The following is a 22,241-nucleotide window of genomic DNA, read 5'->3' on the forward strand; positions in this document are numbered from 1 at the left end:
GCGACTGGCGACTGGCGACTGGCGACTGGCGACTGGCGACTGGCGACTGGCGACTGGCGACTGGCGACTGGCGACTGGCGACTGGCGACTGGCGACTGGCGATGGTGGCCGGTCTATGGCGCCCGGTCAAGGTCGCCCGTGGCCGGTCGATGGTCTACGGTCGACGGGGGCCGGGGGCCGGGGGAAAGAGCCCGCCGACGCCGGGAAGCCGGCGGCGGCCAGGCGGCGGCCTCAGGTCGTCTTCTCGCGCCGGGCCCGGCTCGGTTGGACCCGCTTCGGTTCGCCGGGCATCTTCGGGTACTCCGGCGGGTAAGGCAGGTCGCCCAGGCCGTGGTCGTGTTCGTCGCGGCGGGCCAGTTCCAGCAGGGCGTCCAGGGAGAAGGCGTGGTCGTCCATGTCGGCGTGCACATCGCCGAGTTCGGCGAAGCGGCCCGGCATGGTCGCGAGGTCGAAGTCGGCGGGGTGGGCCACGCCGACCTCGTCCCAGCGCAGGGGCGCCGAGACGGGGGCGTTGGGCCGGGGACGTACGGAGTAGGCGGAGGCGATGGTGCGGTCGCGGGCCGTCTGGTTGTAGTCGAGGAAGATACGGCGGCCCCGCTCCTCCTTCCACCACTTGATCGTCACGTGGTCCGGCATCCGGCGTTCCATCTCGCGGCCGACGGCGATGGCGGCGCGGCGCACCTGGGTGAAGGTCCAGCGGGGTTCGATGGGCACGAAGACGTGCAGGCCGCGCCCCCCGGAGGTCTTGGGCCAGCCGCGCAGCCCGCCGAACTCGTCGAGAACGGCGCGCAGTTCGTGGGCGGCGCGGGCGGCGTCCGCGTAGTCGGTTCCGGGCTGCGGGTCGAGGTCGATGCGGAGTTCGTCGGGGCGGTCGACGTCCGTGGCGCGCACCGGCCAGGGGTGGAAGGTGAGCGTGCCGTACTGGGCCGCCCAGACGACGGCGCCCTCCTCGGTGGGGCACATCTCGTCGGCGCTGCGACCGCTGGGGAAGGTGATGTGGGCGGTCGGGATCCAGCCGGGCATGCCCTTCGGGGCCCTCTTCTGGAAGAACCACTCCCCGCCGACGCCGTCGGGGTAGCGCTCCAGAGTGGTGGGGCGGTTGCGCAGCGCACGCAGGATCCCGGGGCCGACGGCGACGTAGTACCGCGCCAGGTCCAGCTTGGTGAATCCCCGCTCCGGGAAGAAGACCTTGTCCGGGCTGGACAGCCGTACCGTCCGGCCGCCGACCTCCAGTTCCACCGCATCACCCATGCGGCCACGGTAGGCGCACCCCGCACAGCTCGCATACCGGGCAACAAGGGGCATATGCGAGCAGAATCAAGGGCATGGACCTGCCGGTGATGCCGCCTGTGAAGCCCATGCTCGCCAAGCTGGTGGCGAAGATCCCGCCGGGTATGCACTACGAGGCGAAGTGGGACGGGTTCCGTTCGATCGTGTTCCGGGACGGGACGGAGGTCGAGCTGGGCAGCCGTACAGGGAAGCCGCTGACCAGGTACTTTCCTGAGCTGGTGGGGGCGCTGAGGGAGCGGGTGCCGAAGCGGTGCGTGCTCGACGGGGAGATCGTGATCGCGCGGGAGGGGCATCTGGACTTCGACGCGCTGACCGAGCGGATTCACCCGGCGGACTCCCGGGTGCGGATGCTGGCCGAGAGGACCCCGGCGTCGTTCGTCGCCTTCGACCTGCTCGCGCTGGACGACGAGTCACTGCTCGACGTGGAACTGACCGACCGCCGGGCGCTGCTGGACCGGGCGCTCGCCGGGGCCACACCGCCCGTGCATGTGGCGCCCGCGACGACGGACCTCGGGGTGGCGGAGCAGTGGTTCGAGCAGTTCGAGGGCGCGGGACTCGACGGGGTCGTCGCCAAGCCGCTCGACCTGCGCTATCTGCAGGACGAGCGGGCCATGTTCAAGATCAAGCATGAGCGGACGGCGGACGTGGTCGTGGCCGGGTACCGCTTCCACAAGAACGGCCCGGTGGTCGGCTCGCTGCTGCTGGGGCTGTACGACGACCACGGCAGTCTCCAGCACGTGGGCGTGTCGGCCGCCTTCGCCATGAAGAAGCGGGCCGAGCTCGTCGAGGAGTTGGAGCCGCTGCGCATGGACGACGTGGCCGGGCATCCGTGGGCGGCCTGGTCGGACGAGGCCGCCCATGAGACGGCCCGGCTGCCAGGGGCACCGAGCCGCTGGTCCGGCAAGAAGGACCTGTCGTGGGTGCCGCTGCGGCCGGAGCGGGTCGCGGAGGTGGCTTACGACCACATGGAGAACAGGCAGCGCTTCCGGCACACCGCCCGCTTCCGCCGCTGGCGCCCGGACCGGACACCGGAGAGCTGCACCTACGCCCAGCTGGAGGAGCCGGTCCGCTACGACCTCGCGGAGATCCTCGGCGAGAAGGACCGGGGCTGAGGGCTCAGGGCTCAGGGCTGCATGAGGACCTTGATGGCGCCGTCCTGCTTGCGCTGGAACATCTCGTAGGCGTGCGGTGCCTCGCTGAGCGGCAGCCGGTGAGTGGCGAAGTCCTCGACACCCAGGGGGTCCTCGTCGGTCAGATACGGCATGATCAGGTCGGTCCAGCGGCGGACGTTGGCCTGGCCCACGCGCAGCTGGATCTGCTTGTCGAACAGGGTGAGCATCGGCATCGGGTCGGCCATCCCGCCGTAGACGCCGCTGAGCGAGATGGTGCCGCCGCGCCGGACGAGATCTATGGCCATGTAGAGGGCGCCGAGCCGGTCGATGCTGAAGCGCTCGGCAAGGGGCCCACTGAGCTTGCGGGGCAGGAGCCCGGTGGCGGTCTGGGCCAGCTTGGCGGCGGCGCTGCCGTGGGCCTCGGTGCCGACGGCGTCGATCACGGCATCCGGGCCCCGGCCGCCGGTCTCGTCGCGGATGGCGTTGACCAGCGCCTTCTCGTCGTCGAAGGCCCGGAGGTCGTATGTCTCCACGCCGTCCCGGGCGGCTCGCGCGAGCCGTTCCGCCACCAGGTCGACGCCGAACACCCGCTCCGCACCGCGTGCCTTCGCGATCCGGCAGGACATGTCGCCGATGGGGCCGAGACCGAGGACGGCGAGGGTGCCGCCGGGCGGGACGCCGGCGTACTCGACGGCCTGCCAGGCGGTGGGCAGGACGTCGGAGAGGTAGACGAAACGGTCATCGGGCGGGCCCTCGGGTACCTTGATCGGGCCGAACTGTGCCTGTGGGACACGCAGGTACTCGGCCTGGCCGCCGGGGACGGCGCCGTACAGACGGGTGTAGCCGAACAGCGCGGCGCCCATGCCCTCGCCGGTGACCTGGGTGGTCTCGCACTGCGTCGGCAGTCCGGTCAGGCACATCCAGCAGTTGCCGCAGGCGATCTGGAACGGCACCACGACCCGGTCCCCCGCCGCGAGGTCCGGCACACCCGGGCCGACCTCCTCGACGATGCCCATCGGTTCGTGGCCGAGGATGTCGCCCGGGGTCATGAACGGGGTGAGCACCTCGTACAGGTGCAGGTCGGAGCCGCAGAGTCCGGTGGATGTGACGCGGATGACGGCGTCCGTGGGTTCCTCGATCCGCGGGTCGGGGACGTCCTCGACCCGGACGTCCCGCTTGCCCTGCCAGGTGACTGCCTTCATGGGGTCGCGCTCCCTCGGTGTCCGGCGTGCGGTGGCGCCCGGGTACCCGTGCCCACCTGCACCGAACCCCGGCCGGGACCTTGCTGGGAAGAACGATGCTGACGAGGAGGCGGGGCGGGCCGACGGGACTGGGGTGACCCTGTTCCGGTCGCCGGAATGCAGTCCACCGAATCCGGTCAGGTGTATACGGCTCGCCTGAATCCGGTCAGCTGTATACGTCCGCCTGAATCCGGTCAGCTGTATACGTCCGCCTGTATCCGGTCGGCTGTATACAGTCCGTTTCCAGTATTCCGGTCAGCCGCTAAGTCGTCCGCCTGTATGCAGTCGACCGTATGCGGTCAGCTGCATACGGTCGACCGTAGCCCGCTACCGCAACCCCCGCCCCGTCTCCAGTACCTCCCTCGCCTGGGCCACCAGCCCCTCCGCCCCGCACGCCCGGGCGAGGTCCAGGCCCCGGCCCAGTTCCGCGACGGAGCGGGCGGCGATGCCGTATTCGACGCGGGCCGCCGCGTGTTCGTACTGGCAGGGTGAGGCCTCCAGGTAGGTGACGGCCTGGGCGGCGAGCTGGACCGCGCGGCCGCCTGTCTCCAGGGCGGCGGCGCAGCGCAGGGCCTCGCCGATGGCGGTGTCCGTGCCGAAGCGCTCGGCCTGCCGGCGGGCGTCGGCGGCGAGCTGGGCGGCGCGGGCGGGGTCCTGGCCGGCGAGGGCCTTGGCGAGGTCGATGGACCAGGGTGAGAGGACGGGGTTGTGGCCGCCGCGTGAGGCGGCCGTCTTCTCGGCGGCTTCCAGTTCGTGGATGCCTTCCTCGGTGCGGCCGACGGCGAGCAGCAGCCGGCCGCGGACGCAGCGGATGTCGGGCAGCACGATGGTGGACGGGTAGGGCGGCGCGAAGCCGTACTGCTCGGCGATCGACCAGGCCTCGTCGATGCGGCCGCGGGCCAGCAGGGTGTCGACGAGTCCGCAGGTCGCCGACCAGTACAGCGGCAGGCGGCGGCCGACGCGCTCGGCGAGGACGAGGGCCTCGCGCAGGGTGGACTCGGCGTCGCGCAGCCGGCCCTGTCTGCGGTAGGCGAGCCCGAGGAAGGCGTTGGCGAGGGAGAGGTGGCCGCCGCGCCAGCCTGCGGTGGTGTAGGCGCGCAGGGCCTCGGCGAAGAGGCTCTCGGCGCGGTCGAGCCGGTCGGCGTAGGCGTACGCGCTGCCGAGCATCATCAGCAGCTCCATGCCCCACTCCTGGTCGGTCCAGCCGAGGCCGGGTGCGAGGCGGCCGTTGACGAGGGCGCGGTCGCACAGTTCGAGGACTTCGTCGGCGCTCTCGCCGTGGGTCATGGCGTCGAAGCCGCGCAGGATGAGCAGGGCGCGTTCGGCGTTGTCGCGGCCGGCGCAGGTGCGCGCGAGGTCGGCCAGGCTCTTGGAGCGGGCCGGGGAGACGGTCTCGCCGTGGATGGCCTCCCACATGAACTGCACGGCCTGGAGCCGCAGCTTGACGGGGCCGGGTTGGTGCCGGGCGGCCTCGGCCTCGATGGTGCGGACGGCCTCCTCCAGCTGGTCGTTGTGGAGCAGCGCCCGGGAGAGCCGGACCACCGCGTCGACGCGCCGCTCGCCGTCGAGGCCGGGCATGCCGAGGGCGTGCTGGAGGTGTTCGACGGTGACGGCGGGTGCGGTGAGCAGGGTGGCGCAGCCCAGTTCGTAGAGGACGTGTGCGTGGACGTCGGGGAGCGGGGGTTCCTGCAGGGCGCGTTCGAGGCAGGTGCGGGCGGCGTCCGGGGCGCCGACGGCGAGGTGTTCGCGGGCGGCTTCGCGCAGCTGCTCGACGAGTTCCTCGTCGCCGTCCGGGTGCACCTTCAGCAGGTGCCGGGCGGCCTGGGCGGCGCCGCGGCCCAGCTCGGTGATGATCTGGGCGGCGACGCCGTGCATGGCGGTGCACACGCCGGACGGGATGGAGTTGTAGACGGCGGTGGCGATGAGCGGGTGGACGAACTCCAGCTCGTCCTCCTCGCGTTCGGTGCCGGCGCCCGGCGTCTTCGCGGGCTCGGGTTCGGTGAGGATGCGCGCGGCGCGGAGCAGGTCGGCGCAGTGCCGGGCGACGGCCTCGTCCATGGTGGCGAGGCGGGCGACCATGTCGACGGTGATGCCGGTGCCGAGGATGGCGGCGGCCCAGGCGAACTGGGTGGCTTCCAGGCCGAGTCCCTTCAGCCGGTCGACCAGTCCGCCGCCGCGTGCGGCGCGGTTGAGGGCGCGCAGTTCGCCGGCCCGGCTCTCGACCGGCTGGAGTTCGCTGTCCTGCACCTTGGCGAGGAGTTCGACGGTCTCGTAGGGGTTGCCGGCGGTGACGGCCCAGACCTCGCGGCAGAACGCGTCGTCGGCGTGCCGGCCGAGGGTGGCGCGGGTGAGGCCGGCGGCGGCGTCCGGGGTGAGGGCCCTGAGGGTGGTGACGGGGCGGCGCGCGGCGGCGGCCACGGCGTCGAGGTGGCGGGCGCTGTCGCCGCTGACCTCGCCGGGCCGGCGGGCGACCACGACGAGGAGGGAGAGGTCGTCCAGGCGTTCGGCGAACGCGGCGAGCCAGCGCAGGGTCTCCTGGTCGGCCCAGTGGGCGTCGTCGATCAGCAGCACGAGCGGCCACTCGCGGCGGGCGAGCCGGCGTACGGCCGCGACGAGGCCGTCGCACACGTACTGGGGGTCGGCGCTGCCCTCCTGCGGGTCGGTGATGCCGAGGGCGGGCCCGGCGATGTCGTACCAGTCGCCGAGGTACTCGCGGGCCTCCTCCGGCAGCAGGGACAGCAGCGCGGGCTGGAGCAGCTGCCGTACCACGTTGAACGGGACGGACTTCAGGGTCTCCGCACCCCGCGCGGACCATACGGTGCAGCCGCGGCGTTCGGCGATGCGGCGCACCTCGGCGAGCAGCGCGGTCTTGCCGAGGCCCGCCTCGCCGCGGACGACCAGCAGGCTGCCCGCGGACGACTGGTCGGCACAGAGCAGGTCGAGTGCCCGTGCGACGGTGGCGATCTCCCCGTCCCGCTCCCACAGGGAAGCCGAGGCAGCCGCCGGCGGCCGTCCCTCCGTCATTCCGTTACCTCCCCAGGTCGCCCGAATGACGTACAGACCACGAGCCTAGCCGTCCGGTGGGATGTGTGGTGGCCGGTCGGGGCAGCTGTTGCCCCGGTGGGTGAAGACGGGTGCGGCCGGGCGACGCGTACCCGGCCCGAGCAGCCGGTCAGCAGCGGACGGAGCGTCAACCATGGTGGGCACGCAACCTGTTTCCGGCGCCCGGGCGCCCTCACGCGGCCCGGCGGTGCGCGCGGTGGCGGCGGGGTCGGTGGGCAATCTCGTCGAGTGGTACGAGTTCGGGGTCTACGGCTTTCTGGCCACGGTGCTGGCCGAGCGGTTCTTCGCACCGGCGGGCGGCGGCACGGCCGGGGCGCTGGTCCGCGCGTACGCCTCGTTCGCGCTGGCCTTCTTCTTCCGGCCGCTCGGCGCGGTGCTGTTCGGCCGGCTGGGAGACCGGTGGGGGCGGCGGCCGGTGCTGCTCGCGGTGGTCGGGCTGATGTCGGGGACGACGACGCTGATCGGTGTGCTGCCGACGTACGCCACGGCGGGTGCGCTGGCACCGTGGCTGCTGACGTTGCTGAGGGTGGTTCAGGGGCTGTCGGCGGGCGGTGAGTTCGGTGGGGCGGTGACGGTGCTGACGGAGTTCGCGCCGCCGGGGCGGCGGGGGCTGTACGGGGCGTGGCAGTCGTTCACGGTGGCGCTGGGGCTGCTCTGCGGGGCGGGCGTGGCGGCGCTGACGGCGACCGTGCTCTCCGGACCCCGACTGACGGCCTGGGGGTGGCGTCTGCCGTTCCTGCTGGCGTTGCCGCTGGGTCTGGTGGCGCTGTGGCTGCGGGCGGGGCTGGCGGAGACGCCGTCGTTCCTGGCGCACGCGGAGGAGGAGGGTGCGCGGACGGTGCGGCTCGGGCTCGGGGCGCTGCTGCTCGCGGCGGCGCGGGTGGCGGGCTGGGCGGCGGCCGGGTACACGTTCCTGGTGGTGCTGCCCTCCTACCTCCAGGTCTCGCTGCATGCGCACGCGCACCAGGCGCTGCTCTCGGCGGCCGTGGCCAACGCCGGGTTCACGGCGGCGATCCTGCCGGCGGGACTGCTCAGCGACCGGGTCGGGCGGCGCCCCGTACTGCTCGCGGGGGCCGCGCTGGTGGCGGTGTCGGCGCTGCCGCTGCTCAACGTCCTGCAGGATCCGGCCGCTTCGGTGTACGCGAAGGGGTGGGCGCTCGCCGCCGCGGGCGCGATGGTGGGCCTGATGGCCGGTCCGGGCCCCGCGCTGCTGGCCGAGACGTTCCCGACCCGGGTGCGCTGGACGGGCCTCGGTCTCGCCTACGCCCTGGCGAACGCGGTGTTCTCCGGCTGCGCGGGTCTGGTCATCACGGAGGCGGTACGCCGTACCGGCGACCCGGACGTGCCCGCGTACTACGCGGCGACGGCGTGCGCGGTCAGCGCGCTGGCCCTGCTCGTACCCCTTCGGCGCACGGGAGACACCCCTCGGAGAAGGCGGGTTGACCGATGCTGGTGATCGGTTTGATGTCGGGGACGTCGTACGACGCGGTCGACGCGGCGGCGGCCGGGCTGCGGCTCGACGGTGACACGCTGCTGCTGCGGCCCCTGGGGATGGTGAGCAGCCCGTACGACGCCGGTCTGCGCGCGGCGCTCGCCGGGGCGCTGCCGCCGGCCGCCGTGCCGCTCGCCGAGGTGTGCCGGCTGGACACCGGCATCGGGCGGGCGTTCGCGGCGGCGGCGGTGCGGGCGGACCGTGAACTGTGCGGGGGGCGGGCGGAGTTGGTGGCCTCGCACGGGCAGACCGTGTATCACTGGGCGGAGGGCGGCCGGGTGCACGGCACGCTGCAGCTGGGGCAGCCCGCCTGGATCGCGGAGGCGACCGGGCTGCCGGTGGTCGCCGACTTCCGGGCCCGGGACGTCGCGGCAGGCGGCCAGGGCGCGCCGCTGGTCAGCCTGGTGGACCTGCTGTGGCTGCGTGGACGGCCGGGCCGGGCGGTGGCCCTGAACATCGGCGGCATCGCCAATCTGACCGCGCCGGACGGGACGGCGTTCGACACCGGGCCGGGCTGTGCGCTGCTGGACGCGGCGGTCCGGGAGTTCAGCGGCGGGCGGCAGGCGTACGACGCGGACGGCGCGCTGGCCGGGCGCGGGCGGCCGGAGCGGCGGCTGCTGGACCGGCTGCTCGCGGAGCCGTACTACGCGCTGCCGCCGCCGAAGACGACCGGCAAGGAGGTGTTCCACGCCGGGTATCTGCGGTCGGCCGGGCTGTTCGACGGCATCCGCCCCGAGGACGCGCTGGCGACCCTCGCCCTGCTGACGGCCCGGACGGTCGCGGACGCGGTGCGGTCCGTCGGTGCCGGCGAGGTGATCGCGTCCGGCGGCGGCATCCGCAACCCGGTGCTGGCGGGGATGCTCCGGGAGGAGCTGGCACCGGTTCCGGTGCGTGCCTCGGACGAGCTGGGGCTGCCCGGCGCCGCGAAGGAGGCGTACGCCTTCGCGGTCCTCGGCTTCCTGACCGCCCATGGCCTGCCCGGTACCGATCCGCGGAGCACGGGCGCCCGCCGGGCGAGCGTGCTGGGGTCGCTGACGCCGGGCAGGGACGGGTTCCGGCTGCCGCGGGCCGGGGCGCGCGGACCGGTGCGGCTGGTGGTGGAGGGGGCCGGCGGGGGGCCGTGACGAGGGAGGGTGTGGATCCTCTCATCGCGCTTTCACCGTCGCCTCATACGGTAGGGGGCATGACGCAGGTGACTCCCCCCGGGTGGTATCCCGACCCCGGGCAGACGAACGACGGTCCGCCCACCGAGCGCTGGTGGGATGGCAAGGCCTGGACGGACCGGACCCGTCCCGCCGGGACGGCCGCCCCGTGGGGTCCCCCGGCACAGCAGCCGGCGCATCCGGCGATGCCCTCCGCTGCACCCGTGTACGGCGCACAGCCCGGGTATCCGGCGTATCCGGCCTGTCCGGCTCCGCCCCGGGGCGGGTCCCGGCGCCTTCGCACCGGCATAGCCGTCACGGTGGCGGCGGCGGTCCTGGCGAGCATCGCGGGGGGCGTGTGGGCTCTGACCAGGAACCACGGCGGCGGCGCCGACCGGGCCGGGACCCGGCAGGGGGCCGCGGACGGGCGGGGCGGCGGCCGGGGCGGCGGCCCGGACGGTTCCGGGGGTTCGGGCGGTTTCGGCGGTCCGGGCGGGTCGGGTGGCGGGTCCGGTGGCGGCTCGCCGTCGCCGGGTCCGTCCGGGGCGCCCAGGGTCAAGGGCGGCGGGACGGTGCCGGACCTGGTCAGCGGGATCAGCCTGCCGGTGCCCCAGGGCTGGACCGGGCAGACGATCGGCGTCGGCGCGGAGGTGACCTCCGACGACTCCTACAAGTGCCCGGGCGACTCCACCCAGACCTGCACCTCGGGCGGCGCCTACTCGGCTCCGGCCCGGGCGCTGCACATCAAGGGCGACACGGCGGAGAAGGTCGCCGAGGCGGACATCGCGGCGAACGCCAGGCAGTCCTACGGCGGGAGCACCTACGGCAGCATCACCTCGCACCAGGTGCTGGACTCGGGGGCGGTGACGGTGGCCGGGCAGAAGGGCTACATGGTGCGGTGGAAGGCGGTCACCAGCAAGGGCGCCGACGGATACGTCGAGTCGGTCGCGTTCCCCTCGCCCGACGACGCCCGGCAGATCGTGGTGGTGCGCTTCGGCATCGACGTCGGGCAGAAGACGTCGGTCATCGACCGGATCCTCAGGGGGATCAAGGTCTCGTCCGGCGGCGGGAACGGGCAGGACGTCTGATCCCCCGCCGGAAGCGATGTGGCCGGGCGGGGCTCCCCTCCGCTCAAGAGGAGCCCCGCCCGGCCGGGGGTGCGCGCCGCCCCCGTCCCCACGGTGCGGCGCGGGCAGGTCGCCGTCGAGTCATCCCGTGAACGGCGACCTGGGTCCTAGGTCAGCCCGAGCGCGGGCAGCACGGCGGCCTCCACGAACCGGGCGAGGTAGTCGGCGTCGGCGTACTGGCCGCTGAGCACGGGCCGCACGCGCAGCACGCCGAACATCATCGCGGGGATGTACTCCAGGGCCGGGTGGTCCGCGCGCACCTCGCCCCGGGCCACACCCCGCGCGAGCATCTCCTGCAACGCGGCGATCTCCGGGTACACCAGCGCCTCGCGCAGCGCCCGGGCCAGTCCCTGGTCGGCCGTCACCGCGTGCCCGAGCGCCTGCAGCAGCTTGGTGTCCTTGCCGGACCAGTCGCCCGCGGCCCGCGCGGCCCGGCGCAGGTCCCCGGCGAGCGATCCGGTGTCGATGCCGGCGAACCGCACCCGGCGGCTGGCGCGCAGCGCGGCCGCGACGAACTGGGGCTTGGTCTTCCACTGGCGGTAGAGCGTGGACTTGCTGCAACGGGTGCTGGCGGCGACGCCCTCCATGGTGACCGACTCATAGCCGCACTCGCGGATCTGTTCCAGCACGGCGTCGAAGAACTCCCGCTCACGCTCCGGCGTGATCTTGGAGCGGCGCGAGGCGACGACCGTCTCCGGTCCGTCCGCGGCCTGCGACGTCATGCGGTGTTTCCCCTCACTCGTGGGCCCGGGCCGACCCTGTCTCTCCAGTGTGTCGCACTTCAATCGATACGCCAGTGTACCGGTACGGAAGCGTATCGGTACACTGACGTATCGGTACGCAAGCGTATCGATGATGTGTACACCCGCACCACCGTCAGCGAAGGGGCCGGGGGATGAATGCCCGAACCGAGCCTGCAGAGGCAGAAGCGGAGCCGGACGCGACCGCGCGTCCGGCACTGATACGTGAGCTTCTGCTGGTCGCGGGGCTCTTCCTCGTCTACAAGCTCGGCCGGCAACTGGCCGTCGGACACACCGGGAACGCCTTCCGCAACGCGCACCGCGTGTGGGACGCGGAACGGACCCTGCGTCTCCCGCCCGAGACCGCCGTGCAGTCCGCACTGCTGCACGGCCACACCCTCGTCCGCCTCGCGAACACCTACTACGCCACCGTCCACTTCCCGGCCACGCTCGCCTTCCTGGTCTGGCTCTACCTCAGGCGGCCCGCGCACTATGTGTGGGCCCGCCGGGTCCTCGCGGTGGTCACCACGGCCGCGCTGGTGCTGCCGTTCACCTTCCCGCTGGCCCCGCCGCGGATGCTGAGCGGCACCGGCCTGGTGGACACCGCCCGCCGCTACGGCCCGTCCGTGTACGGCCCGCCGGCCGCCGACCACCTGTCCAACCAGTTCGCGGCGATGCCGTCGCTGCACTTCGGCTGGGCGCTGATGGTGGCGGTCGGCCTGATCGCGGCCACCCGGTCCCGCTGGCGCCGGCTGTGGCTGCTGCACCCGCTGATCACCCTGCTGGTGATCGTGGGCACGGCCAACCACTACTGGCTGGACGCGCTCGTGGCCACGGCCATGCTCGGCATCACCCTGGCCGTGATCCGTCCGCCGCACCGGACGGCCACCGCAGCGGGACGCGGCACCGGCCGGCTCGCGCCGCGCGAGCAGGTCCTCGCGGGAGCGGGCCGATGAGCGCCGCCGCCCTGGCCGCCGTAGCCCTCTCCCTCGTCTCGGCCGTCGCCTACGCGCTGGCCGCCGTCGCCCAGGAGCGCCTCGCCTCCCGCAGCCCCGGCACCGGCCTGCTGCGGCTGCTCGGCACCGGCGCCTGGTGGTCGGCGGTCGGCCTGAACGCGGTCGCCGCCCTGCTGCACGTCGCCGCCCTCACCTACGGTCCGCTCACCCTCGTCCAGCCGCTGGGCGCGCTCACCCTGGTCGCGGCCGTGCCGCTCGGGGCGCGGGCGGCCGGTCGCCGGGTCGGCACGGCGGAGTGGCGGGGTACGGCGCTGACGCTGCTCGGGCTCGCCGCGCTGCTCGTCACCGCCTCCGGCCCGGCGCCCGCGCGGGTGCTGACGCTGACCGAGGCGCTGGCGGTCGCCGGTACCACCGCCGCCACCATCGGCGTGCTCTCCTGGCCTGGCACCCGGCCGGCCCTCCGGCACGCGACGGCGTCCGGCTTCGCCTCCGGTGTCGCCTCGGCGCTGACCCAGACGGTGACCGTGGCGGCCACCGACCGCACCGGGCCGGGACTGGACACCGAGGTGATCGTCGTCGCCGTGCTCGTCGCCGCCTTCGCCGTCGGCGGGCTGCTGCTGTCCCAGGCCGCCTACCGCGGCGGCCTCGGCGCGCCGCTGGCGGTGGTCACCCTCGCCAACCCGGTGACCGCCGCGATCATCGGGCTCACCCTGCTCGGCCAGGGCCTGAGGGGCGGCCCGGCCGGCGTCCTGCTGGCCCTCGCCGGAGCGGGCCTCGCCTCCTGTGGCGTGGTCCTGCTCACCCGGGTCGCACCCCAGGCGGCACCCGAGCCGCCGGGCGGGGACGAGGAGCACCCCGTGGCCGCGGTACTGGCCCTGGAACCGGGTACGGCGACCGCCGAACCGGTGCTGGTGCCACGCCGGCCGGAACAGCCGGGGCACCTGACCGCACGGTGAGGAGACACGGCGGCGGCCGGTGCGCTTCCCTTCGCGCACCGGCCGCCGTCGCCGTACTCCCCCGCCCGGGGCCCGCTCAGTTCCAGCCCCGCGAGTCCTGCTTCAGCGCGGTGTCGACGGTCAGGGCCGTGGCCAGCACGAGGCTCAGCAGCGGCTCGGGCAGCTGGTAGTGGATCTGCAGGACGTAGTTGTCCGCGCTCGTGAAGAGCGTCTTGGCGAGGCCCTCCCAGGTCTTGGTGATGCGGGCGACCTCGTTGTCCGCGTGGTCGACGATGGCGAAGTTCCACGCCCGCCAGTTCTCCGCCTTGATCGCGCCGACCTGCTGGCCGTTCGCGTTCATCGCGAAGTTGATCTTCCCGATCATGTTCTGCTGGACGATCTCACCGACCGGCGAGCCGTCCGGGCGGGTCACGATCACCCGGGACTTGAAGATCTTCGCGGGCCGGGTCAGCAGCAGCTGCGGCTGGCCGTAGGCGTCGCGGATCTCCAGCTTGTGGGTCAGGAACTGGTCCCAGCTGGAGATGAAGCGGAAGATCTTCCTCAGCACACCCTGGCCGACCTCGGTGACCGAGCCGATGTCGCGGCCGTGCTGGTCCATGACCTTGTACTCGTTGGTCACCTCGATGAGCTTGGCCTTCTGGTTCACCACCAGCACGGGCTCGGTGAAGAGGGTGCCCCCACCGGGACCGCTGGGCGCGACCCCGGCCTGCTGCTGCACCTGGCGCTGCACCCTGGGGTCGGCGGCCTGCGCCTGCGGGGCACCGTACTGCTGCGGGGCGGCCTGCTGCTGCGGAGCGGCCTGCTGCTGCGGGACCTGACCGGCGGACGCCTGTGCCGGGTTGGTGTGCTGGGTCCACTGCGCGCCGTCCCAGTAGCGGAGCGTCTGCGGCGCTCCGTGCGGATCCGGGTACCAGCCTGCAGGAGTGTTCGATTGCGTGGTCACCGGGGCACACTACCCTGCGGTGACCGGTACCTGACCAGTCCGCACGGAGCGCTGTTCATCGCCCGTTCACTCCGTCGCGATCGCCGGGTCGCTGACGCCGGGGCGCCCGTTCTCGACGTGGCCGGCGAAGCCGCGCAGGAAGGCCGGGTCGGCGTCGCAGGTGACCGTCACGTCGTACCAGCGCTTGCTCGCCGTGAGGTCGACGGTGCGCCTGACGGTCGCGCCGGGCCGTACGGTCACGGTGGCCGGGCTGCCGCCGTATCCGCTGACGAGCTTCAGCCTCACCGTGCCGGAACCCTTGTTGGTGAAGGTGAGTTCCAGGTGGTCGCCCACGTGCCGGGCGGTCGCCTCCGGTCCCGCGGCCCTGCCCTTGCCCTTGAAGACGCGCAGGAAGCCGTTGGGACCGTGCACGGCGAGGTCGTGGACCCCGCCGGAGTAGGCCGAGTCCCAGGTGTCGGACAGGGACTTGCCGGCCTGGGTGGTGTAGGTCCAGGGGCCGTCGGCGCGGTTGCCGGAGGTCACGAGGAAGGCGGCGCCCGCGTGCGCCCCCGAGGCGAACGTGAGCGTGAAGGTGCCGGCCGCCGGGTCCGCGGAACCGTCCACCACCGGGGCGTACTTCAGCGGGCGGGTGGGCCGGCTGCCGCGCTCCTGCCCGGGCAGCGAGGGGTGGGCGGGCAGCTTGGGCACGTAGTCCGGGTGGCGGTCCCGGTCCGGCGGCTCATAGGCGGCCGTGGACGGCAGCGCGACCGGCTTGGTGTCCTTGCGGGAGAAGTCGAAGGCACTGGTCAGGTCACCGGTGACGGCGCGGCGCCAGGGCGAGACGTTCGGCTCGTGGACGCCGAAGCGGCGCTCGATGAACCGTATGATCGAGGTGTGGTCGAAGGTCTCGGAGCAGACATAACCGCCCTTGCTCCAGGGCGAGACCACCAGCATCGGCACCCGCTGGCCGAGCCCGTAGGGGCCGGCGACATGGCTCGCGTCGCCCTGGTACAGGTCGAGCGAGGGATCGACGGTCGACTTGCCCTGGGCGCCGGAGGACGGCGGGAAGGGCGGGACGACGTGGTCGAAGAAGCCGTCGTTCTCGTCGTACGTGATGAACAGCGCCGTCTTGCCCCACACCTCCGGGTCGGAGGTGAGCGCGTCCAGGACCTGGGCGATGTACCAGGCGCCGTAGTTGGCGGGCCAGTTGGGGTGCTCGGTGAAGGCCTCGGGGGCGACGATCCAGGACACCTGCGGCAGCTTGCCGGCCTTGACGTCGGCCTTCAGCCGGTCGAAGAAGCCCTCGCCCTTCTTCGCGTCGGTGCCGGTGCGGGCCTTGTCGTACAGCGGGTCGCCGGGCTTGGCGTCGCGGTACTGGTTGAAGTAGAGCAGTGAGTTGTCGCCGTAGTTGCCGCGGTAGGCGTCGTTGATCCAGCCCCAGCCGCCGGCGGCGTCCAGGCCGTCGCCGACGTCCTGGTAGATCTTCCAGGACACCCCGGCCTGCTCCAGGCGCTCGGGGTACGTCGTCCAGCCGTAGCCCTTCTCGTCGTTGCCGAGGACCGGGCCGCCGCCCTTGCCGTCGTTGCCGACGCAACCGGTCCACATGTAGTAGCGGTTCGGGTCGGTCGAGCCCATGAACGAGCAGTGGTAGGCGTCGCAGAGGGTGAAGGCGTCGGCGAGCGCGTAGTGGAACGGGATGTCCTTGCGGGTCAGGTACGCCATGGTCGTGGTGCCCTTGGCGGGAACCCATTTGTCGTACTTGCCCCCGTTGAAGGCGGCATGCGTGTCCTGCCAGCCGTGCGGCAGGTCCTGGATGAACGCCAGGCCCAGGTCGTCGGCGTCCGGGTGGAAGGGCAGGATGTCCTTCGTGCCGTCGGACTGCTTCCAGACGGACCGGCCGTTCTGCGTGACCGAACGGGGGTCGCCGAAGCCGCGGACGCCTCGGAGCGTGCCGAAGTAGTGGTCGAAGGATCGATTCTCCTGCATGAGGACGACGATGTGCTCGACGTCCTCGACCGTCCCGGTGCGGTGGTGCGCGGGCAGGGCGGCGGCGCGCTGGATGCTGCCGGACAGCGCGGTGAACGCGGTGGTGGCGCCCGCGAGTTGAAGGAAACGGCGCCGGTTGACTTCGGCCATGGGTGTGAGGGTCCTCTCGTCCTGACGTACGTGATGCCGCCGTGATGACGTACAGATGACGGAATCTGCGCGCAGCGAGTGTTCCAAGAGCAGCAAACGTCAGGGAAGGGTCTGGTGGCGCCTGTGTGAAACTCGGCGGTCCGTGCGGTGCGCGCCCCGGGGGACATGAGGCGGCGGCCGCCGGGGCCAACGCCTGTGCCGTGCCGACGACTTCGGGCTGCCGAGCGGTCTGCCGCACCAGGGCGGGGCCCGGTTGCGGCGGGTCCCGTTCGCCCTGCGCGTACAGGGCCGTGGCGAGTTCGGGGCGGCGAGGGCGAGGCCGGTCCGCGTCTTTCGCACCCCCCGCGGCTCCGCGGGGCGCGCTCCCCTTCCGGCCCGGTGCCGCCGGTGGCCTGAGCGCCGGCGGTGCCGGGTCAGTCCTCGGGGGTGCGGACGACCGTGAGGTGTCCCGCCGGGCCACGTGGCCGGCGCGGGCGGCGTACGGGGGCGGCGGGCCGGCGGTTCTCGCGGAGGACCAGGGAAAGGCGCCGGTAGCCGAGGCCGCGCAGGACCTCCGGCGTCTCCTCGACGATGCGGCACTCGGTGGGGCCGCGGCGCGGGTCGGGATGGACCAGCAGCCGCACGGCCCCGTCGAGCCGGGTCGCCGTCTCCCCCACGGCCCGGATCCAGTGCGGCAGGCCCTGCCGGTAGGCGGCCTCCATGAGCGGGTCCTGGGCGATGTCCCGGCGGACCGCCTGGAGTTCGGGATCGTGGCCGTACGTCTCCAGGGCGGACCTGAGATGGGCCAGCATCGGCAGGCACCAGCCCTGCTCGTGCTCACCGAGGACGTCGCCGGCGTCCGGGTGGAACAGGACGAACCGCAGGAAGTTGTCCCCGGGCATGGCCGCCGCGTGCCGGCGCACCCCGCGGAAGAGTGTCTCGAACGCGCCGTTGGCCATGACCACGTCCCAGCGGTGGTCGACGACCAGGGACGGGCAGCCGTGGGCCTCCAGCAGTACGCCGTAGTCCTGCAGATACGCCTGGGTCTCGCAGGTCTCGGGGACGGGCCGCGGTGCCGTCCGCCACCCTCCTGCCTGATGTGCCATCGGGAGGTCACCCCTCTTGCCTCTGCCGCCTTCACGCGGCTCTGCGATCCTGCGGCCCCCGGCAAGACCGTGTCAACTATCGTGGCATTCCAGGCCCATTGACGGCCGAAATTCGCCACAGTTGTGGCGACACCTGGATGTGAGTTCGAGGCACCCGCTACTCTCCGGGAAGTTCACGGCGATCGCTCGTGAGAAGCACGGACACATCTGAAGCCCGCGAGAGACCTAGGAGTTCTGTCGGTGACGGATGGCTACGAGGATCCGGGCGCCACGGCGACCGCCCAGCTGCCGGCCGTCGTCGCCCGCGTCACCGCACTCGCCGACCGGCTCGGCGTGCCGCAGGCCGAGGTCTTCGACGTCGGGCGGCTCTCCGTGGCCTGCGGTGTGCCGGAGGCGGTGGTCAAGGCCCTGCTCAGTGGCCGGCCGGCCGGTGAACCGGACGTCCAGGCCCGCTTTCTGCAGCGCCTGGGCCTGCTGCGGCGCACCCGGCTGAAACCCAACGGGCGCACGTACACCCAGCAGGAGATCGCCGACGGTGCGGGCATGTCCCGGCAGCAGGCCGGCGCCCTCATCAACGGCGACCGGCGGCCGACGATGGAGCACTGCGACGCGCTGCAGCGTTTCTTCCGGGTGCACGCCGGCTTCCTCACCGCCGAGGACCCCGAGGCGCTGGCCGGTGCGCTGCAGCGCACCGAGCAGGAGCTGCTGCAGAAGCTCGCCGACCGGGAGCGGGCCGCCGCCAGGGCCGACCAGGATCCGCTGGAGCGGCTGCTGCAGGACCACGGGGTGCGCGGCATAGCCTGGCGGGCCGCGCAGCTGCCCACCGACCAGCACCGGGACAAGGTCGCGGAGTGGCTCGACATGCTTCTGGAGAGCGTCAAACGGCCCGAGTCGTGAGCCTGGGGAGGACTGTGGGCATCGGCAGGGACATGCGCCGGCTCTGCAACGAGCTGGCGGGCGGGCTGAGGCTGCCCGTGCCGGCACCGCCGGGAGAGCTGTACCGCGCGCTGTGCGAGGCGATGAGCCGCCGCCGCGGCCGGCCGGTGCACTTCCGGGCCGCCGCGTTCCCGCCGGGCACGGCGAGCGGGCTGTGGCTGGACCTGGCCGACCGCGACCTCGTCGTCGTCGAGGAACGCACCGCGCCGGTCCACCAGTTGGTGATCCTCGGCCACGAGCTCTGGCACCTGCAGGCCGACCACCGCGGACACCACGTCGACGGCATCGGGGTCGCCGCGCGGCTGCTGCACGACGACACCGACCAGGACGCGTTCCAGGCCACGGTGCGGCGGGTCGCGGCGCGGACCCGCTTCGACCTCGCCGAGGAGCGGGAGGCCGAGGCCTTCGGTCTGCTGCTGGCCAGCAGGTGCCGTACCTGGCTGGCCGGTTCGGCGCGGGCTCCGGTGCAGCTGGACGACGTGGTCGGACGCATCGAGGCGTCCCTCGGGTACCACGCGGGCGCCCAGGGCTGACCCCAGGACGTCCGCCGCGGCGCCCTGGTCCGCGCGCCAGGGCGCACGCCGTCATGGGCACGGCTCGCTCTTCCGGCTCCGCTGAGCGGGCGAACCGGCGCGGAGCCGGACGGCGTTGTCAGTGGTGGGCGGCAAGCTGGAGGGGTGCGCCGTACTGCGCGGCGCGCGGCGCCGCAGGGCGCCCGACCGTGACGCCTACCCGGGGAGAGCCGACCGATGCCCACCGCCGTACTGACCGACCGTGAGCGCACCGCCGTACAGGCCTACCTCCGGCTGCTGCACACGGTGCGCGCCGCCTTCGACGGGCCCCCGGACGCGGGCCGGCCCGCCGTGGTGCCGCCCGCCGTGCTGGCCGAGGCGGAACGGGCCCTGGCGGGCGCGGGTCTGGCGGGCAACGAGGAGGAGTTCTTCCGTCTGCTGCGCGACTGGTGCCCGCCGGCCTGAGCGGACCTCCCGCGCCGGGGCCGCGCTCGCCGCGCCCCGGCGGGGCTTCAGGGGTGCGGGACGACCACGGCGGTGGCGACCAGCCCGTCGCACACGGCCCACCGGCCGTCGAAGACCTGAAGCCGGCGGTCGCCGATCCGGGGTCCGGGGACGAGGAGTTCGGCGCGCAGGGTGCCGTACGACGCGCCGTCGGGGCCCGGGTGGAGGGTGATGTCCGCCTCGGAGAAGTCCAGCCACAGGCGGGTGAGCGGGAACCACGCCTTGTAGACGGACTCCTTGGCGCTGAACAGGATCCGGTCCCAGTGCACGGCGGGCCGCTGCCCGGCGAGCCGGGCGAGCCGCTCGCCCTCCGCGGGCAGGAAGACGGAGGGACCGACGCCCTCCGGGAGCGGACCGTGCGGTTCCGCGTCGATGCCGAGGGAGGCCAGGTCGTCCGCGCGGGCCAGGGCGGCGGCGCCGTAGCCGTCGCAGTGCGTCATGCTGCCGATCAGACCGGCCGGCCAGCGCGGTGCGCCCCGCTCGCCGCTGAGCACGGGCTGCGCCGGCACGCCCAGCTTCTCCATGGCCTGCCGGGCGCAGCCGCGTACGGCGGTGAACTCGCGGCGGCGCCTGTCCACCGCGCGTTCGACGAGCGCGGCCTCCTCGGGATAGAGCGGGGCGTCCCACAGCGGATCGTCACCGTGTGCCTCCACGACCACGACCGACTCCGGGAGCAGCACCTCGATCACCGGTTCCGACCTCCATCGGCAGGATGCGGCGCAGCCTTCCCGGCGGTTCCGGGCGCTTGCGCCATTCGCGGGGGTAGCCTACGGAGACCTCTTCGAAGCGGACTCCGTCGTGCCAGGTGGTGCGCGGGATGTGCAGATGGCCGTAGACCATCGTGGCGACGGGGAAGCGGCGGTGCCAGTCGGCCGTCAGCTCGGTGCCGCACCACATGGCGAACTCGGGATACCACAGCACCTCGGTCGGATGCCGGTGCAGCGGATAGTGGTTGACCGGTACGACCGGCAGGTCCGCGGGGAGCGCGGCGAGCCTTCGCTCGGTCTCGGCGACCCGCGCCCGGCACCAGGCGTCACGGGTCGGATAGGGGTCGGGGTGCAGCAGGTACTCGTCGTTGCAGACGACGCCCGTGTCGTGCGCGTAGGCCAGGCCCTCGGCCTTGGTGGCACAGCCGGGCGGCAGGAACGAGTAGTCGTACAGCAGGAACAGCGGGGCGACGGCGACCGGTCCGCCGGGGCCCCGCCACACCGGGTAGGGGTCCTCGGGGGTGACGACACCCAGCTCCCGGCACAGCTCGACCAGGTGGTCGTAGCGGGCGACGCCGCGCAGGGTGACGGGATCCTTCGGGTGGGTCCACAGCTCGTGGTTGCCGGGCGCCCACAGCACCTTGCGGAACCGGCCGGCCAGCTTCTCCAGGGCCCAGCGGATGTCGGCGACCGTCTCGGCGACGTCACCGGCCACGATCAGCCAGTCGGCCTCGTTCGTGGGCCGCATCTCCTCGACCAGGGCACGGTTCTCCGGATAGCTGATGTGCAGGTCGCTGATGGCCAGCAGCTGTCCGGCCCCGGCCGCAGCCTCCACACCGCACCCCTTCCGATCATCCTCTGCCTGTTCCGATCATGCTCTGCCTGGACCACAAGAACACATTCCCGGACAGCGGAGCAAGCGGCAATCCGTCACACTCGCGTGACACGCGCGGGCGCTTGAAAGCCGTATGATCGCCCCGGCATCAGCACCCCAATCTCCCTTTTCGCAGGGGTTGTTCGGTGTCCCTTCCTCCCTCCTGCCCGGGCACGGGCCGCCGAGCCCTGCCCGAAAACCCCGAAAGGCGGCCTGCATGCTCTCTCGCGTACGCGTCTGGCTCAACCGCACGTACGCGGAGAACGTGTTCTTCATGGATCAGCTGCGCAGAAATCCCAGCGACCGCGCGGTGGAGATCCATGCCACGCACGGGGACCCCGACTCCCCCGTCCTGGCCGCCGCCGACACCGCCGACCTGGAGCCGGAGGGCCTGTCCCCGGCCGGGTACGTCGAGTACGCCCTCGACCAGTGCGTCCGGCGCGGCATCGACGTGTTCGTGCCCCGGCTGCACCAGGCGGCGATCGTCGCGCACCGCGCGGAGTTCGCGGCGGCCGGTACGGCGCTGCTGGCGCCGACTCGCGAGGCGGTGGCCGTGTTCGAGGACAAGGCGACCGCGTACGAGGCGGTCCGTTCGGTGGGCGTCCCGGTGCCCCCGTGGTGGCGGGTGCGCACGGCAGACGAACTCCTCGCGGCCGTCGGGGAGTTGGAGGCGGCCGGGTACACGCCGTGCGTCAAGCCGGCCGCCGGGGCCGGCGGCGTCGGCTTCCGGATGGTCACGCGCGCCCCGTTCTCGCTGGCCAATCTCGCCGGGTTCCCGAGCCCGTACGTCCAGCTGGACCTGGTGGTCGAGGCGCTGCGGCGGGCCGACGAGCAGGTGGACTGGCTGGTGATGCCGCGCCTGGAGCAGCCCGAGGTGTCCGTGGACTGCCTGACCGGACCGGACAACCGGCTGCGGCTCGCGGTGGGCCGCACCAAGAACGGCCGCCGGCGGGGCTTCACCCTGGACGAACGGTGGCTGGCACCGGCCCGGCTGATCGTGGAGGGCTTCGGGGTGCACCATCTGTCCAACATCCAGTTCCGCATGCTCGGCGACCGGCCGGTACTGCTGGATGTGAACACGCGGCCCTCCGGGGGCCTGCACCAGCTGGCCCTGTGTGGGGTGAACGCGCCCTGGGCCGCCGTGCAGTTGGCGCTGGGCGAGGAGCCGGGCGTGATCGAGCCGCCGTTCCTGGGACAGGACTACACCGTGGTCTCGGCGCCGCGGCCGGTGGGGCCCGCTTCGGTTCCTCGGCAGAGGGAAGCGGGGATCACCCTGCCGGCGGTGCCTGCGCAGGCGGGGTCGGCGGTTGCGGCGCTGCCGCTGTAGGCCGTGGGGCGGCCGCGGGTGCTCCGCCGCCCGGCGGGGTCGCGCGGCGGAGCCGCACAGGGAACACGGTTCCGCGATTTTTTTTCCGCGGGGGGTGTATCAGAGCGCGGGCCCGCCGC

At 73.2% G+C, this 22,241-nt stretch carries 19 protein-coding genes; 10 read left to right on the forward strand and 9 right to left on the reverse strand.

What is annotated here, in order from left to right; all coding sequences use genetic code 11:
• Positions 1-231: 231 nt before the first annotated feature.
• Positions 232-1,251: a non-homologous end-joining DNA ligase gene (ligD, locus tag ABT171_RS33690; RefSeq protein ID WP_351250196.1), complete on the reverse strand. Its 1,020-nt coding sequence runs from the start codon at positions 1,249-1,251 to the stop codon at positions 232-234.
• A 74-nt stretch (positions 1,252-1,325) separates the two neighbouring features.
• Here ligD and ABT171_RS33695 point away from each other — a divergent pair, with 74 nt between their 5' ends.
• Entirely contained in the window at positions 1,326-2,402 is a 1,077-nt protein-coding gene (locus ABT171_RS33695; protein WP_351250197.1) for an ATP-dependent DNA ligase, read from the forward strand.
• An 11-nt stretch (positions 2,403-2,413) separates the two neighbouring features.
• On the opposite strand, the gene ABT171_RS33700 is transcribed toward ABT171_RS33695, so the two are convergent.
• The gene (locus ABT171_RS33700) at positions 2,414-3,604 is read right to left on the reverse strand and encodes a zinc-dependent alcohol dehydrogenase (protein ID WP_351250198.1); all 1,191 of its coding nucleotides are present in this window, start codon (positions 3,602-3,604) and stop codon (positions 2,414-2,416) included.
• 366 nt (positions 3,605-3,970) lie between these two features.
• Positions 3,971-6,667: an ATP-binding protein gene (locus tag ABT171_RS33705; protein WP_351250199.1), complete on the reverse strand. Its 2,697-nt coding sequence runs from the start codon at positions 6,665-6,667 to the stop codon at positions 3,971-3,973.
• A gap of 172 nt (positions 6,668-6,839) precedes the next feature.
• On the opposite strand from ABT171_RS33705, the gene ABT171_RS33710 reads away from it, so the two are divergent.
• Genes ABT171_RS33710 through ABT171_RS33720 form a run of 3 tightly spaced genes read left to right on the forward strand, consistent with a single transcriptional unit; the run spans position 6,840 to position 10,428 of the window.
• A complete protein-coding gene (locus tag ABT171_RS33710; RefSeq protein ID WP_351250200.1) occupies positions 6,840-8,162 on the forward strand; it encodes an MFS transporter in 1,323 nt (440 codons plus the stop codon).
• Positions 8,153-9,322 (forward strand): anhydro-N-acetylmuramic acid kinase, encoded by a 1,170-nt coding sequence (locus tag ABT171_RS33715; RefSeq protein WP_351250201.1) that lies wholly within the window; start codon positions 8,153-8,155, stop codon positions 9,320-9,322. The genes ABT171_RS33710 and ABT171_RS33715 overlap by 10 nt, the downstream gene beginning before the upstream one ends.
• A 59-nt stretch (positions 9,323-9,381) precedes the next feature.
• Positions 9,382-10,428 carry a DUF2510 domain-containing protein gene (locus tag ABT171_RS33720; protein ID WP_351250202.1) on the forward strand — a complete coding sequence of 349 codons (1,047 nt, stop codon included), beginning with the start codon at positions 9,382-9,384 and terminating at the stop codon, positions 10,426-10,428.
• 146 nt (positions 10,429-10,574) lie between these two features.
• Here the strand turns inward: ABT171_RS33720 and ABT171_RS33725 are convergent, their stop codons facing one another.
• A complete protein-coding gene (locus ABT171_RS33725; RefSeq protein ID WP_351250203.1) occupies positions 10,575-11,189 on the reverse strand; it encodes a TetR/AcrR family transcriptional regulator in 615 nt (204 codons plus the stop codon).
• Positions 11,190-11,362: 173 nt separating this feature from the next.
• Between ABT171_RS33725 and ABT171_RS33730 the strand changes: the two genes are divergently transcribed.
• Positions 11,363-12,163 carry a phosphatase PAP2 family protein gene (locus ABT171_RS33730; RefSeq protein ID WP_351250204.1) on the forward strand — a complete coding sequence of 267 codons (801 nt, stop codon included), beginning with the start codon at positions 11,363-11,365 and terminating at the stop codon, positions 12,161-12,163.
• Positions 12,160-13,119, forward strand: a complete 960-nt coding sequence (locus ABT171_RS33735; RefSeq protein WP_351250205.1) for a DMT family protein — start codon at positions 12,160-12,162, stop codon at positions 13,117-13,119. The genes ABT171_RS33730 and ABT171_RS33735 overlap by 4 nt, the downstream gene beginning before the upstream one ends.
• A 76-nt stretch (positions 13,120-13,195) precedes the next feature.
• Here ABT171_RS33735 and ABT171_RS33740 read toward each other — a convergent pair whose 3' ends face one another.
• The 3 genes from ABT171_RS33740 to ABT171_RS33750 all read right to left on the reverse strand — a co-directional run bounded on the left by ABT171_RS33740 (position 13,196) and on the right by ABT171_RS33750 (position 17,262).
• Positions 13,196-14,062: an LURP-one-related family protein gene (locus ABT171_RS33740; protein ID WP_351250206.1), complete on the reverse strand. Its 867-nt coding sequence runs from the start codon at positions 14,060-14,062 to the stop codon at positions 13,196-13,198.
• 66 nt (positions 14,063-14,128) lie between these two features.
• The gene (locus tag ABT171_RS33745) at positions 14,129-16,177 is read right to left on the reverse strand and encodes a phosphocholine-specific phospholipase C (protein WP_351250207.1); all 2,049 of its coding nucleotides are present in this window, start codon (positions 16,175-16,177) and stop codon (positions 14,129-14,131) included.
• Positions 16,178-16,590: 413 nt separating this feature from the next.
• Complete coding sequence (locus ABT171_RS33750) at positions 16,591-17,262, reverse strand: MmyB family transcriptional regulator (RefSeq protein ID WP_351250208.1); 672 nt, start codon at positions 17,260-17,262, stop codon at positions 16,591-16,593.
• Between the two features lie 240 nt (positions 17,263-17,502).
• Here ABT171_RS33750 and ABT171_RS33755 point away from each other — a divergent pair, with 240 nt between their 5' ends.
• From ABT171_RS33755 to ABT171_RS33765, 3 genes are all read left to right on the forward strand, one after another.
• Complete coding sequence (locus ABT171_RS33755) at positions 17,503-18,159, forward strand: helix-turn-helix domain-containing protein (protein ID WP_351250209.1); 657 nt, start codon at positions 17,503-17,505, stop codon at positions 18,157-18,159.
• Positions 18,160-18,173: 14 nt separating this feature from the next.
• Positions 18,174-18,731, forward strand: coding sequence for a toxin-antitoxin system, toxin component (locus tag ABT171_RS33760; protein ID WP_351250210.1), 558 nt, complete (start codon positions 18,174-18,176; stop codon positions 18,729-18,731).
• 216 nt (positions 18,732-18,947) lie between these two features.
• A complete protein-coding gene (locus ABT171_RS33765) occupies positions 18,948-19,175 on the forward strand; it encodes a hypothetical protein (RefSeq protein ID WP_351250211.1) in 228 nt (75 codons plus the stop codon).
• 47 nt (positions 19,176-19,222) lie between these two features.
• Here ABT171_RS33765 and ABT171_RS33770 read toward each other — a convergent pair whose 3' ends face one another.
• Entirely contained in the window at positions 19,223-19,903 is a 681-nt protein-coding gene (locus ABT171_RS33770) for a 4'-phosphopantetheinyl transferase family protein (protein ID WP_351250212.1), read from the reverse strand.
• Entirely contained in the window at positions 19,851-20,756 is a 906-nt protein-coding gene (locus ABT171_RS33775; RefSeq protein WP_351250213.1) for a metallophosphoesterase family protein, read from the reverse strand. The genes ABT171_RS33770 and ABT171_RS33775 overlap by 53 nt, the downstream gene beginning before the upstream one ends.
• 256 nt (positions 20,757-21,012) lie before the next feature.
• On the opposite strand from ABT171_RS33775, the gene ABT171_RS33780 reads away from it, so the two are divergent.
• Positions 21,013-22,122 carry an ATP-grasp domain-containing protein gene (locus ABT171_RS33780; protein WP_351250214.1) on the forward strand — a complete coding sequence of 370 codons (1,110 nt, stop codon included), beginning with the start codon at positions 21,013-21,015 and terminating at the stop codon, positions 22,120-22,122.
• Positions 22,123-22,241 lie beyond the last annotated feature (119 nt).

Origin of the sequence: Streptomyces sp. NPDC001851 (assembly GCF_040297165.1) — a bacterium.
Lineage (GTDB): Bacteria > Actinomycetota > Actinomycetes > Streptomycetales > Streptomycetaceae > Streptomyces.

Bases quoted from the DNA above. Each gene is read 5' to 3' on its own strand.
- ABT171_RS33730 (WP_351250204.1), top strand. From the start codon at position 11,363: ATGAATGCCCGAACCGAGCCTGCAGAGGCAGAAGCGGAGCCGGACGCG.
- ABT171_RS33720 (WP_351250202.1), top strand. From the start codon at position 9,382: ATGACGCAGGTGACTCCCCCCGGGTGGTATCCCGACCCCGGGCAGACG.
- ABT171_RS33745 (WP_351250207.1), bottom strand. From the start codon at position 16,177: ATGGCCGAAGTCAACCGGCGCCGTTTCCTTCAACTCGCGGGCGCCACC.
- ABT171_RS33695 (WP_351250197.1), top strand. From the start codon at position 1,326: ATGGACCTGCCGGTGATGCCGCCTGTGAAGCCCATGCTCGCCAAGCTG.
- ligD (WP_351250196.1), bottom strand. From the start codon at position 1,251: ATGGGTGATGCGGTGGAACTGGAGGTCGGCGGCCGGACGGTACGGCTG.
- ABT171_RS33710 (WP_351250200.1), top strand. From the start codon at position 6,840: ATGGTGGGCACGCAACCTGTTTCCGGCGCCCGGGCGCCCTCACGCGGC.
- ABT171_RS33765 (WP_351250211.1), top strand. From the start codon at position 18,948: ATGCCCACCGCCGTACTGACCGACCGTGAGCGCACCGCCGTACAGGCC.
- ABT171_RS33725 (WP_351250203.1), bottom strand. From the start codon at position 11,189: ATGACGTCGCAGGCCGCGGACGGACCGGAGACGGTCGTCGCCTCGCGC.
- ABT171_RS33700 (WP_351250198.1), bottom strand. From the start codon at position 3,604: ATGAAGGCAGTCACCTGGCAGGGCAAGCGGGACGTCCGGGTCGAGGAC.
- ABT171_RS33780 (WP_351250214.1), top strand. From the start codon at position 21,013: ATGCTCTCTCGCGTACGCGTCTGGCTCAACCGCACGTACGCGGAGAAC.
- ABT171_RS33705 (WP_351250199.1), bottom strand. From the start codon at position 6,667: ATGACGGAGGGACGGCCGCCGGCGGCTGCCTCGGCTTCCCTGTGGGAG.
- ABT171_RS33750 (WP_351250208.1), bottom strand. From the start codon at position 17,262: ATGGCACATCAGGCAGGAGGGTGGCGGACGGCACCGCGGCCCGTCCCC.
- ABT171_RS33715 (WP_351250201.1), top strand. From the start codon at position 8,153: ATGCTGGTGATCGGTTTGATGTCGGGGACGTCGTACGACGCGGTCGAC.
- ABT171_RS33735 (WP_351250205.1), top strand. From the start codon at position 12,160: ATGAGCGCCGCCGCCCTGGCCGCCGTAGCCCTCTCCCTCGTCTCGGCC.